General features: G+C 35.7%; 9 protein-coding genes and 1 riboswitch. Of the genes, 2 read left to right on the forward strand and 7 right to left on the reverse strand.

Annotated features, from left to right (window positions below):
• Positions 1-54: 54 nt before the first annotated feature.
• The 7 genes from STA7437_RS02125 to STA7437_RS02155 form a co-directional block, all read right to left on the reverse strand.
• Positions 55-1677, reverse strand: coding sequence for a cation:proton antiporter (locus STA7437_RS02125; protein ID WP_015191719.1), 1623 nt, complete (start codon positions 1675-1677; stop codon positions 55-57).
• Between the two features lie 94 nt (positions 1678-1771).
• Positions 1772-1859, reverse strand: a riboswitch (Fluoride riboswitch).
• 76 nt (positions 1860-1935) lie between these two features.
• Positions 1936-2118 carry a PDDEXK family nuclease gene (locus STA7437_RS02130; protein WP_015191720.1) on the reverse strand — a complete coding sequence of 61 codons (183 nt, stop codon included), beginning with the start codon at positions 2116-2118 and terminating at the stop codon, positions 1936-1938.
• A gap of 56 nt (positions 2119-2174) precedes the next feature.
• Positions 2175-3899 (reverse strand): peptide ABC transporter substrate-binding protein, encoded by a 1725-nt coding sequence (locus STA7437_RS02135; protein WP_015191721.1) that lies wholly within the window; start codon positions 3897-3899, stop codon positions 2175-2177.
• A 229-nt stretch (positions 3900-4128) separates the two neighbouring features.
• Complete coding sequence (locus tag STA7437_RS02140) at positions 4129-5370, reverse strand: MFS transporter (RefSeq protein ID WP_015191722.1); 1242 nt, start codon at positions 5368-5370, stop codon at positions 4129-4131.
• A gap of 122 nt (positions 5371-5492) precedes the next feature.
• Positions 5493-6059, reverse strand: a complete 567-nt coding sequence (locus STA7437_RS02145; protein WP_015191723.1) for a Crp/Fnr family transcriptional regulator — start codon at positions 6057-6059, stop codon at positions 5493-5495.
• Positions 6060-6390: 331 nt separating this feature from the next.
• A complete protein-coding gene (locus STA7437_RS02150; RefSeq protein ID WP_015191724.1) occupies positions 6391-8097 on the reverse strand; it encodes a DUF3685 domain-containing protein in 1707 nt (568 codons plus the stop codon).
• 234 nt (positions 8098-8331) lie between these two features.
• A complete protein-coding gene (locus tag STA7437_RS02155) occupies positions 8332-8586 on the reverse strand; it encodes a TIGR03643 family protein (protein WP_015191725.1) in 255 nt (84 codons plus the stop codon).
• Positions 8587-9304: 718 nt separating this feature from the next.
• Here STA7437_RS02155 and STA7437_RS02160 point away from each other — a divergent pair.
• Both STA7437_RS02160 and STA7437_RS02165 read left to right on the forward strand, forming a co-directional pair.
• Positions 9305-10693, forward strand: coding sequence for an MFS transporter (locus tag STA7437_RS02160; RefSeq protein WP_015191726.1), 1389 nt, complete (start codon positions 9305-9307; stop codon positions 10691-10693).
• Positions 10694-10898: 205 nt separating this feature from the next.
• Positions 10899-12368: a serine/threonine-protein kinase gene (locus STA7437_RS02165; RefSeq protein ID WP_015191727.1), complete on the forward strand. Its 1470-nt coding sequence runs from the start codon at positions 10899-10901 to the stop codon at positions 12366-12368.
• Positions 12369-12373 lie beyond the last annotated feature (5 nt).

Below are 12373 nucleotides of genomic sequence, written 5' to 3' on the forward strand. Positions count from 1 at the left end.
CCTCTAATATGTTTTACCTAGATTATTTTATCTTTGCTGGCGATAAGACTTGCTCTACAAGTCATCTTCAACCACTAAAACGGGAAACTGACTCATCTCCAAAACGGATTGAGAAACCGAACCCACTAAAACCTCATCAAACGGGCGATGTCCACGTTTACCAATGACAATTTCAGTAACTTCATGCTTTTGTGCGGTAAGAACAATTTCTTCTGGCACTGATCCGAAGGTTGCAATAAATTGATGGCGAATGTCGGCTAAAATTCGTTTGGTTTGCTCCTGTAAAAGTTGAACTTTTTGAGGATCATTAACTCGAATTACGTGCAGTACCAATACTTTACCATCACTTCGACGAGCTAGTTCGGCTGCCTTGGTCAAAACTTGAGTTGATAGGGATGAAGTATCCACCGCAGCTAACAGAATAATAGACCGATTAATCGCAACTTTAGTCGGATCAACCTCACCTTTTTGAAGCAGTTTGGGAGCAAAAGTTGGAATTGCCCAAGCTCCTAAAGGTGCTGTGAGCAAAATTGACAGGGCTGCGATCGCTAGAATTGTGTCTCCTCCTGAGATACCTTGAGCCAGAGGAATCGCCCCAATTGCTGCCTGTACTGTTGCTTTAGCTGAATTTCCTGGTAGTAAAAACAAACGTTCTTTCCAAGTCCAGTTACTACCAAGGGTGGCAAGATACCAACCTAAAGATCTACCAATTAGTGTTCCGATTACCAATATTAGCAAACCAATCAATAAGGTATCGCCTAAAACATTGAGTTGAATACTCGCTCCCAACAGCACAAACAAAATAATTTCAGCAATTGTCCACAAATTGTCAAACCCATTTCGCAAACGTCTTGCTAAAGGTGCATCTAACTCAATCAAGAAAAACCCTGTTGCCATGACAGCTAAATAGCCAGAAAAAACAGGAACATTTTCCGCTACTACTACCAACAATAAAGCAAAGCTAGCAGCGACTAAAGAATCCTGAACTGTTGTTTGAGTCCAATTTTGTTTAGCTAGCAGTAATACCAGGATTTGAGCCGTTACCCATCCCAAGAGTACCCCCAAAACAATTTGGATGATGACTTGAAATGGTAATAACTGCAAAGGACTAAGAGTAATTATTCCTAAGACAGTAATACCTGTAGTTGCTTCCTGGGATAGAAAAGCTAGCAGTAGACTAAACACCAACAACAGCAACACGTCAGAAAGTGCGCTCCCTGTTAAAATCGCATCGGGAATTCCTTTCTGGACTCCCCAACCCAAGCTTTTTAAGCGCAACATTCCTGGTACAATCACCGCAGGGGATTCTGCCCCAATAATGCAGCCTAATAGCAATCCAGTCCAAAAATCAAACTTGAGTAACCAGACAGAAATAACAGCAATAGCGATCGCTTCACAAGCAGCAGGCAAAAAACCTAAGCGTAACGCTACAGTTCCCTGTTGAGCCAATTTTTCGCGATCGAGTCCTAACCCTGCTTTCATCAAAATTACCATCACAGCAATCGTGCGGAAAGAATCTGCCGTATTTAGAACATCTGAACTAATAACCTTGGCTACTTGGGGGCCTAACAAAATCCCAACTAGTACCATACCCACCAAGGCAGGAGCTTTGAGTCGTCGAGCAATTTGCCCGACAAAAAAACCGATTAGTAAAATCAAAATAATACTTGCTAACATCACGCTACGTTAAAGATGAATCGATTGAATAACGTGACTTGCAACAGAAAGTTTAATTAAGGGCATCAATAAACCTACCTTTCCGCTACAAGTCGGAAGAGTAGGAGCTATCAGCCTCTTAAAGATTATGAAAAACTTAAAAACAAAGGGCGGTTTTGGCAAGCTCCATTGCCATCTCTATGTTTATACCATTTTATTGATGGTAGTGGGAAGCGTTTTAAGTAAATCAAGATATTGGTTTAGGTTGGGACAATTTATTTAACTAGAAAGACGCTGACGTAAATAATCAGCTATACTACCGCCATAAGCTGCATGAATTAAGCCTTCTGGATTCATTTCAATTAATTCTCCATCAATCAATTGAATATGGCGGTTCTGTAAAATCCCCGCTTCGATCATTTTGTGATAATCTGTAATCGACCATTTAGCTAAAGAAACCATTTTGCTATTTCAAAAATATTTTTGATAATTTCAAACTTTTTCAAGTTAAAACTATTTTACTGCTGCTGACGTTTCCAGTTCATAATATCCCAGGTACGTAAATCCCAAGGAGTAACTTCATAACCAGTAAGATTATTACTAAAAGCCACTACATCAGCCCGATGAACTAAAGGAATGATAGCAACTTCATCAATTAATAAATCATTCATTTGGATAAATAGTTGCGTTCTTTTTGCTTGATCTAATTCTTTAGTAGATTGTTGCCACAAAGTATCATATTTGGGATTACAATAGCGAGCATTATTATTCCCCGTCCAGTTATTAGCTTGTTGAGGAATTTGAGCGCAAGTCATAAACTGCATATAAGCACCAGGATCGGGATTAGTATTACCCGAAGTATACATTTGTAGATCGGCATAAAAATGTTCTACCGTGTCGTTATTAGCAGGATCGCTCGAAAAATAAACACCAGGATCGATGCTTTTTAATTCCACTCCTATGCCTAAAGATTGCAGATTTTGTTTAACAATAGCTTGAGTTTTTTGACGTAGAGGGTTAACTGAGGTTTGAAAGACGATTTGCATCTCTACCCCATTTTTATCTCTGATGCCATTACCATTAGTATCACGCCATCCTGCCTGATCTAATAATTTACTTGCTTGTTCGAGATTAAATTCATAACTAGTATTACCAGAAACATATTGTTCAGGTGCAACCAAAAAATTAGCAGTAGCTTTTCCTGTCACGCCGTATAATTGTTGAGTAATGGTATCGCGGTCAATAGCCAAATTTAAAGCCTGACGAACATTGCGATCGCTAAAGAAGGGATGGGGAATTTTTACACTAGAACGTTCGCCTTCTGCTGTAGTCTGGTTAGGATCGCTGTGATTGATAATGATCCTTTCCATTAAAGCACCATAGTTAGCTATTACTTTTCCCCTTCCAGCAGCTTCTAGTTCTTTTAAAATAGAAGCTTCGACTTGTAAGTTATAAGCATAATCTGCATCCCCTGTTTGTAGCACTGCCCTGGCAGCGGAAGTGGCATCACCACCACCTTTTAGTTCAACTCTTTGAAAACCTAATGTTTCTGCTTGACGGAATTCGGGATTAGGTTCATAAATTACCGTATCACCTGGTCTAAATTCTACTACTCGATAAGCTCCCGTTCCTACAGGTTTAAGATTGGCTGGTGCTTCTCTAGTATTAACACCGTTGTAAGCTTCGTAGATATGTTTAGGAAGAATCATTCCCTGTGTACCAACAAAAACTAAAGCCCAAGCAGGATTAACTTCTTTAAAATTAATTTTAACTGTATGTTCGTCGATCGCTTCGACACTTTGAATTACTTCATAAGTTCCTGCTGAAACCGAACCAACTTGAGGATTAGTTATAAACTGATAAGTAAAGACTACATCAGCAGCAGTAAACGGAGTTCCATCAGACCATTTAATTCCTTGTTTTAGTTTCCAAGTAACTGATTTGCCATCAGCAGCTAAACCACCGTTTGCTTCTGAAGGAATTACCTCTGCGAGAATTGGAACTAATTCATTATTATTATTAAAACTAGCTAGAGGTTCTAATGTAATGCGACTAGCTTCAGCATCCTTAAATCCTGTGGAAAGATGAGGATTTAGAATAGTTGGTGCTTGCCAATATAATAATTTCAGTGTGCTGTTATCTGTTCCTTGGTTGTTATTGGCTTGAGGAGCGTTACAAGCATTGATAAACAACGTAGATAAAACAGATAAACACAAGAGAGAAGAGAATTTTTGGGCATTCATAAGAAATCAGTTTGGCAGTTACCAGTTACCAGGAAATAAAAAGTAAAAAGTAGCAAGTATAGCAGTACAAAGAAAGATTAGGACATTATTGTAAATCGTAGGGGCGATTGACCAATCGCCCTGACAAGATTTGCGTGTCCTAACCTAAATACGTAGTGTTATAGTAATCAACAATTAACAAAAAATCAGAATGCTAGATTGTACCTTATTAGATAGAAAACTGCCATAACTATTCAATAGCGTAAACATCGCCTTCTTTACCCAAAGCAAATCGCAATGAATGACGCACACTTTTACTAGATTTGGTGAGAAAGATCAATAAAGCGATCGCAGCTAGTCCGCCTGACCAATAAAACATTGTAGAATAACTAACTACCAAAGCTAATGTACCAAGTATTGGTCCTGCGATCGCAACCCCTAAATCAAAGCCACCAATACAAATAGCGTAAACTTTTCCTCTTTCAGTTAAATAAGAGCGATCGCTCATTAGAGCAATTAACATGGGAATTAAGATTCCTGCACCTGTGCCTTCAACAAAAGCAGCGAGGATCAAAATCGAGGGTAGAGTCGCATCCGCGAGTAACAGCATGGAAATGGTATAACAAATCAAGCTAAAAGTAATAAATAATCCCCTTCCCCAAGTATCCGAAGCTTTTCCTACCACCACGCGAGCAATAAAAGATGCGATCGCAGCTACCGCATAAAACAAGCCTGCATTAAAATCTAATTTTGTTTCTTGAATGTATAGCGGTAAAAAAGTTGCTAAAGTACCAAAAACTAAACCAATTAGCAACATAATTATTCCTGGAATGACAAAAGAAGAATGTTTGATTAATTCCCCAAAACTGCGACTGGGTTCTAATTCAAGCTGTGGATCGCGATTTTGACTCTTTAAATTTAGTTCTTCTTTAACTTGACTAGCACAGACAAAAGCAATCAATCCTGCGATCGCAGCAATTAAAAATAATGGTGTATAGCCGAAATTGGCTTGAAGATATCCTCCTAAAGCCGGTCCTAATGCCATACCAATCGGAATTGCCAAACTCATATAACCAATTAATTCTCCTCTTTGCTTGGGTGGAGAAATATCAACCACTAAGGCACTATAACCAGTGGTAAACCCAGAAATGCTAATGCCGTGAAACGCCCTCAAAATCATTAGTAAGGAAACTGAGTTGGCAACCAAATACCCCAACGGCGCAATACCCACTACCGCAGTACCAATTAAAATCGAAATTTTTCGTCCTTGAGAATCAGCTAATTGTCCTAACCAGGTACGAGATAGAAGCAAACCAATAGCAAAACAGCCCATCACTAACCCAATTTGCTGCTTTGTCCCTCCTATATCCCTAATATAAAGAGGTAGTACTGGTAACAAAGAGGTAATACTAAACCAAAATAGTAAACCAGTAATAAATAAGGTTAGTAAATTACGCCGTTTAGTTGGTTCGAGATCGATAAAAACTTTCACAGATTCTTTAACAAACTTAGGATTCTAGCAATAATAAAGCCAATGACTAAAAGATCATTGACTCTATTGTTAACCTGTATTCATCTTAACGATTCTTAACAAAAAAGCGTTCAACTAGAAATTCAAGAGCGATCGCTTTGTAAAATTATTAAATTACGACGAGGACGAGCAATCACGCCTTCTTGTTCTAATTGATTAATCAATTTAGTTACAGTTACTCTAGTAGTACCGATAATTTCGGCTAACTCCTGATGAGTTAAAGGTAAATCGATCAACTTTCCCCGTTCAACTTCTCTACCAAATTTACGTGCCAGCCATACTAAAATTTTTAACAAACGGTGATACATTCGTTCTGATCTAACTATATATAACAGTTCTTCGGTTTGTTGAATATGGCGACAAATTGAATCGGATAACCAGTCACACTGACGAAGAGGAACGCAAATCGCCTCCACAGTAGTTAAACATTCAATTTGATAGGGATTGACCAGAGATAGGGAATGACCGACAATATCTCCCGAACCCCAATAGCCCAAAGTTATCGCTGTTCCCTCTTCGTTCCAGGTACAAGTTTTAACTACTCCTTGTTTGAGTAGCCAAAAATGTTCTGGTTGCAAGGGCATGAGTTCGCGGGGGCTAAAAGTATGTAACCTCTTATTTGTTTTTGAGGTTTCCTGCATCAGTATCATCAACAGTCTCAGTTACAATACTTTCAATTTAAGCGTATTTTGTAAAGAAAAAGTTAATTAATTAACTCAATTCAACACTTTTTTTACATTTTTATGTTGCAATCTTCTAAATATGTAGTTGAACAACACATTTTAAATAAATATTTTTGTAACTGTCTAAAGAAATAATTAAGAAAAACTACTGAACTTAGGTAAGCAATTTATTATATATGTATAGATAAATAAATAAAATCAAACTTTAAATAACGCCAGCGCAAAAAACATAAAATTGCTGGTATATAGTAAGACGCACCCAAAACCTATATAACTTGGGTGCTTATAATTTTTTTGATTAATTATTGCGCTCGCTATTGCTTTCGCTGCTAAAGAAATCATCTTTTTGATCGTAGTAAGGCGGTTGCACGGTGCTACCAATTCCTTGAAGGATACCTTTACCAATTAAACCAATTCCTCTACCAATGACTTGAGTCAAAACATAAACTAAACCACTACCAACAGCAGCTATAATTGAACGTAGTCTAGGAGCGATCGCGTCTCTTGTTTCTAAAATAATCGTAGTTAACCAAGGCAGTCCTTCTAAACGTTCCAGTTCAGCAATCCTCGGTGCATAAATAAACCTAGTTTGAATAGTATGCTGTTGTAAAGTCAACAAACGATAGCGACTTTCAAAAATATTTTGAGGATTGTTCCAATACTTTTCAAGACGGTATCGCCAAGATAACTCATTACGAAAACGAGCAATTGCTCTGGAACTGCGATAGTTACGATGATAAAGATTATATTTCAATATTTCTAAGTCATAAAAGTTATTTAAAATAAACTGCATTACTGAGTTAGCAACTTGAATTAATAAGTTTTCCAGTAAATATTCTGCTCTGATCATAGCTTCAGGAGCATCAGGACGATAAGAGACATTATCAATTACCAAGGGTTTTTCCCACAACAAATATTCAAATAGTTCTCGAATGAAATAGTTTTCTCTAAAAACATTTTCTTGGACAAGAATAAATTCTTGAGTCAAAACTTCACTTAATTGTTGATTAGTAATCAAAACAGAATTATCAATATTTTTTTTCCAAAAATCAATCGTTGCTTCTTGCCAAATCAACCATAAAGTTTGGTCAATTTCTTCTTGTAAATTTTCTTGACTTGATAATTCTAAATATTTAATAATTTGATTAAGAACAATATATAAAATCTCTTGTTTTTTAGCAGTTCTCAAAATATCAATTTCTAAAACAATACCTGTAGAATTAACCGTTCCCAATTGAATTTGAGCAAAAATATTTCTCAGAATTTGGGCGGTAACCGAATCCTGATCAATTTTAGCTAAACTTAATTTTGGTGGTGGTAAAACTAAGTTATCTTGAGTTTTAGGTAAAGCTTTTGGTATAGAAATACGTTCCGAACTATAATTATATTTAGTCGAAGTCAGACGATTAACCAACCAACGAGCTACTAATAATTCTCGTTTGCGACCAGACCAAAATAATTGATCTAAAGTAGATAAATTATTAGTTGTTAATTGGTTATTAATTTGATTAATATTATCTTGAATTTGTTGTTTACCTGAATTACCCAACCGAGATAAAAAGTTTTGCCATAAATTAGGAGTGGGAAGACTTTCTTGTTGCCAATAAACCCCTCCACTGGCAAGACGACGTAAAGCAAATACAATTGTCTCTAAATTAGTTCCTTTAAGACAGTAACCTTTTATTCCTAATGCTTTAGCGGTAAGTAATGACTCAGGTTCGGTTACGGAAGTAAGAATAAAAATAGCTAGATTAGGATACTGTTGTGTTAATTGTTGACAAAGTTGTAAAGAAGATAAACTTTTGCCAGCAAAACTTCCTACAGCTATTTCCAAAATCAAAATATCAGGAATCAATCCTTGTGCCAATAGTTGTAAAGTGTTGGCGATAGTATCTGCTTGGGCAATAACTCGAAAACCAGGAACAGATGCTAAGGCAGTACAAAAACCAAGGCGAAAGATCGGATCGTGATCGACGATCAACAGTTTAGTCTGATTGGGGGTCATTTCTAACCGTCTTGGCACACAAACTTGATAATATTGTTTAATCCAACCTAGTATAAACAGTAGCCAGTTAAAATAAACAAATTCTTAATTTTGAAATTGGCTCTGACTCATTTACAATTAAAATAGTAGTTATTAAAAGTATAAAAGCTTAAAAAACCAGTATATCATTCCTAGAGATTATTAAAACAGCTTTTTTATCAGAAATTGTAGTAGTTTAATTTTAATTAATTACCTTTAGGTTTTTTGACGAGCCGATTTAAATCTACCGACAAAAAAATCTCTTTTTTGTAAATGTTTAGTTTTACGTCCTGTTACTCGTTTGCGCCACATTTTGAAACTAGAGGGTTTCATTTCTTTTCTCATTAGAGCAATTACTTCTTTTTCTGATAAACCAAATTGAAGTTCGATAGCTGCAAAAGGAGTGCGGTCTTCCCATGCCATTTCAATAATGCGTTCAATAGTTTGAGCCTCTAAATCAGGTAAATTCATTTTTAGTAGAAATGTAAATTAAGAGTAAATCTTAAAATTAATTTATCAAAAAATAAAAATTAGTGTTGATTAAACTCAACAATATTATGAGCATTTCTTATTTTAGAGCGAATCATAATTAAATTTTTTTAGAATTAATTTAATACTCAAGCGATCGCTTCTGCGCCAGGCTACGCCTGACCGCGGATGCTGCTACCTTCGGTAGTCGCTTTTCAGCGAAGCATTTTTTCCCAATTTTAATTGCTTAGGTTAATCTAATCATTTCCTAAAATTTGTTTAATTAAATAAAAAATCATTTTCCTCAAAAAATCTACCTAAAGATTGAGTTACAAATACCTAACATTAGTTTGTGGAGATAGAGATTAATTTTTGGCAATCTGGTGATTGAACAAAATCAAGAGAGCTTGTAGAAATAATCTTGATCGACAAAGGTGCTTAATGAGTTTAATTACCTAGATTGATGGTTTACTCGATCTCGCCAAATACAAAATACTTGATCCCGATTTTTTTTGAGGTTACTCAATTAAATCTGAGATTCATCTAAAGTTAGTTTACAAATATTTCATTTTCTTGATATATTTACCTTCATTTAGCAAATTTATTTTGCTGAACCTTAATTAATTTTGATAACTTTTAATACTTTTTAGTTGGAACGAGTCTATTTTAGACCGAACCAATTTTGACGATAGTAAAATTGACTTTAAAAAATTTAGTTTCAATGAGAGAAAATCATTCTCAAGAAGAAAAACTTAGTTTTTCCACGCAATTGGCGTATGGTGTTGCTGATTTTGGTCCTTCGATGGCTGGAAATATTCTAGTGATCTTTTTCTTGTTCTTTTTGACTACTGTAGCAGGACTACCAGCCAATTTAGCAGGAATCATTTTGTTGTTGAGTAACTGCTGGAGTGCCATTAGCACTTTATTAGTAGGAATTTTAAGCGATCGCACTACTTGTGCTTGGGGAAGAAGAAGAATCTGGATGCTTGCTAGTGCGCCGATCTTAGGATTTAGTTTCTTTTTATTGTGGTGGATTCCTCCTAACCAAGACTGGTTGAAGTTTGGTTATTATCTTGCGATCGCTCTTCTGTTTCAGACTGCTGCTAGTGCTTTTGTCGTACCTTATGGTGCATTGATCACAGATTTAAGTGACGATCATAACGATCATCTGCGTCTCAATAGTATGCGTTTTGGTTTTTCCCTAGCTGGTTGTATTGGTTCACTTTTATTGTCTCAGTTAATTGCTCATTGGATTTACAATCCGCGACAGCAGTTATTCGAGTTGGGATTGATTTGTGCTGCCTTTACAGTAGTATCAATTGTTTCTAGTTGTTGGAAGATCAACGAACATCCCCACACGCCAAAATCTACTTCTTCCTATAACTGGCAAGGAATCAAGACAATTTTGTGCAATCAACCTTTATTAATGTTGGTAGGAATATACGCCTTATCTTGGTTAGCAGTACAAATTACTCCAGCCATTTTGCCCTATTTTGTGATTAACTGTCTCAAGCTTAACTCTGCTGTAGTTACCCAAGTAGTGTTATTAATGCAAACCACCGCTTTAGTATCTTTATTTATTTGGGAACCGCTTAGTAAACAACTAGGCAAAAAGAAAGTTTTTGCGTTAGGAAGCATTATTTGGATTGTGGCAGAAATTGGTTTATTTTATCTCCAACCAGGAGAACAATTTACAATGTATTCTTTAGCAATGGTGGCAGGAGTGGGGATGTCTACCACCTACTTTATACCTGCTTCGATGTTACCAGAAGTAATCGATTGGGATGAATTAACAACAGGAGAAAGAAGAGAAGGTTTATTCTACAGTATCTTGATGTTTATTTACCAAATTACTTTTGCTATAGGATTATTTTTTGTAGGACAATGGTTAGATTGGTCAGGTTTCCAAGCTGCAATTCCTGGACCGATTAAATTAGTCCAACCCCATTCTGCTTTAGTGGCAATTCGTCAGGCAATTGTGATTTTACCAACAACAGCATTGATCATTAGTTTGATCTTGACTTATTTTTACCCGATTAATAGTAGAGTTCATCAGTACACTATCGTTAAATTGAAAAAACGTCGTTTAGCAACTTCTACTTCTTCTTAATTAAGGACTAAATTGCCTAGTGTTAAAGCTCATTTTTACGCGATTAAAGAATTAAATTTTTGTAGTATCTCAGAAGAGAAAGTCCGATCAATAGTAGAATTAACTCATTCAGAATTTTAATTGCATAAAAAAACAGACAGAAGCCTACCTAAATGTAATCCTGCCGAGTTTTTTAATCACTTAAATTGAAGACTAGTTAATTCTGATGAATGTCAATCTAATCGGTACAACCCTACGGGGAAGATACTATGTGATCAAACAATTGGGGCGAGGGGGGATTGGCATTACTTTCTTAGCAGAAGATCGACAATGTTTTAATTGTCCTTGTGTTGTCAAACAACTCAAACCCCAAAGAAGCGACCGCAATACTTTAGCAATTTCTAGACGTTTATTTGCTGAAGAAGCTAACACTTTAGTTGATTTAGGAAGTCACGCTCAAATTCCTCGACTTCTGGCTTATTTTGAAGAAAACGAAGAATTTTTTTTAGTCCAAGAATTTATCGATGGTTACGATCTCACCCAAGAAATTATTCCCGAACATTCATTAAGTGAAACTCAGGTTATTGAATTATTAAAAGATATTTGTAATGTCTTAGTTTTTATTCAACAACATGGTGTAATTCATCGAGATCTGAAACCTTCTAATTTGATGAGAAGGAAATCTGACGGCAAAATTATTGTCATTGATTTTGGCGCAGTTAAACGAATTAGCACTCACGTCGCTAACACCCAGGGACAATTTACCCCTGTTACTCCTACAGTAGTAATTCAAAGTCAAGGTTATACTGCGTCCGAACAAATGAATGGTTTTCCTAGTTTTAGTAGTGATATTTATAGTGTTGGTATAATCGCTATTCAAGCAATTACAGGATTATTTCCTAAACAATTATCCTTTGATGATCAAGGAGAAATTATTTGGCGCGGTCGCATTCGTTCTGAATATAAATATTCACCAAATCTCTTAACTATTATTGAGCGAATGGTGCGTTATCTTCCTCAAGAACGCTATCAATCAGCTATAGCAGTTTTAGAAGATTTAGCTCAACTGGAAAATAATCAAAATCAACCCAATTTTACTACATTATCTCCTCAAAACAATCAACCAAAACTGCCAGAGCTTTCTCACAAAATTTCTGTTCGTTTAATTAGTATTTTAGGGACAATTATAGTTATTTTGAGCTTTGGTTTTTGGAAATTATTAACTCCAACAAAAACCACTTTTTTAACCTATAGCGATCCAGAATACGGAATTAAAATTAATTATCCTAAAGATTGGTCTACTGAACCAAGAAATGATTTTTTTACGACAGGAATAATTTTTACTGCACCCGATCAAGAAACGCAAAACAATTTTCAGGAAAATATCAGCGTTATGATCGAAGAATTATCTACTCCTTTATCTCTTAGTGAATATACTAATCAATCAATTCAAGAAATTAAAAAATTATCTGACCCTAATTTAACCTCTGCAAGTGTAGCGACTTTAGCCAATGGAGAAGCTAGAAAAGTAGTCTATCATGGAGAAGAAGGGAGAAATAAACTCCAAAGAATGCAAATTTGGACAATTAGAAATAATCGAGTTTATATTATTACTTATACGGCTGAAGCACAAAAGTATCAAAAATTTAGCCCGATAGTCAATAAAATGCTCAATTCTTTTGTAATTATCAAATAATTTTT

The sequence above is a fragment of the Stanieria cyanosphaera PCC 7437 genome (assembly GCF_000317575.1).
Taxonomy (GTDB): Bacteria; Cyanobacteriota; Cyanobacteriia; order Cyanobacteriales; family Xenococcaceae; genus Stanieria; species Stanieria cyanosphaera.

Excerpts from the sequence above, each read along its gene's own strand:
- STA7437_RS02125 (WP_015191719.1), bottom strand. The coding sequence starts at position 1,677 with ATGTTAGCAAGTATTATTTTGATTTTACTAATCGGTTTTTTTGTCGGG.
- STA7437_RS02130 (WP_015191720.1), bottom strand. The coding sequence starts at position 2,118 with ATGGTTTCTTTAGCTAAATGGTCGATTACAGATTATCACAAAATGATC.
- STA7437_RS02135 (WP_015191721.1), bottom strand. The coding sequence starts at position 3,899 with ATGAATGCCCAAAAATTCTCTTCTCTCTTGTGTTTATCTGTTTTATCT.
- STA7437_RS02145 (WP_015191723.1), bottom strand. The coding sequence starts at position 6,059 with ATGATACTGATGCAGGAAACCTCAAAAACAAATAAGAGGTTACATACT.
- STA7437_RS02150 (WP_015191724.1), bottom strand. The coding sequence starts at position 8,097 with ATGACCCCCAATCAGACTAAACTGTTGATCGTCGATCACGATCCGATC.
- STA7437_RS02155 (WP_015191725.1), bottom strand. The coding sequence starts at position 8,586 with ATGAATTTACCTGATTTAGAGGCTCAAACTATTGAACGCATTATTGAA.
- STA7437_RS02160 (WP_015191726.1), top strand. The coding sequence starts at position 9,305 with ATGAGAGAAAATCATTCTCAAGAAGAAAAACTTAGTTTTTCCACGCAA.
- STA7437_RS02165 (WP_015191727.1), top strand. The coding sequence starts at position 10,899 with ATGAATGTCAATCTAATCGGTACAACCCTACGGGGAAGATACTATGTG.